Annotated in this window: 1 pseudogene; it reads right to left on the bottom strand. The window is 36.5% G+C overall.

Annotated features, from left to right (window positions below):
* A pseudogene (locus AB4496_RS27285) lies at positions 1-293 on the bottom strand (hypothetical protein); the annotation flags it as partial.

Raw genomic sequence — 293 nt, 5'->3', positions numbered from 1 at the left:
AGCCTTAACTGAGGCTTGGTTACGGACTATATTTCTAAAATCCCAAGTACGTTTTATTTCAATTTTGCCTTCAGCAAAAAGATCCAGAGTATTTTTAGTACTTAGCGCACCGTCTCTTGCTGATGCTTTATCTTCATAACTGGTCTTGATACCTTTATGACAAAGTGCGGTATATGAATTGCGTTTATGCTGATCATTAAGGATCTGCCAGATATTATTATCAATGTTCTCTTTCTGATCGTACAAACTTTTCAGGCTATCAAGTTGTGCATCAATCACTTCAAGCTGTATAC

The sequence above is a fragment of the Vibrio sp. 10N.222.46.A1 genome (assembly GCF_041473595.1).
In the GTDB taxonomy this organism is placed as follows: domain Bacteria; phylum Pseudomonadota; class Gammaproteobacteria; order Enterobacterales; family Vibrionaceae; genus Vibrio; species Vibrio tasmaniensis_A.
The sequence above is the reverse complement of the archived record's forward strand: the minus strand, read 5'-3'. Positions and strand labels throughout refer to the sequence as shown.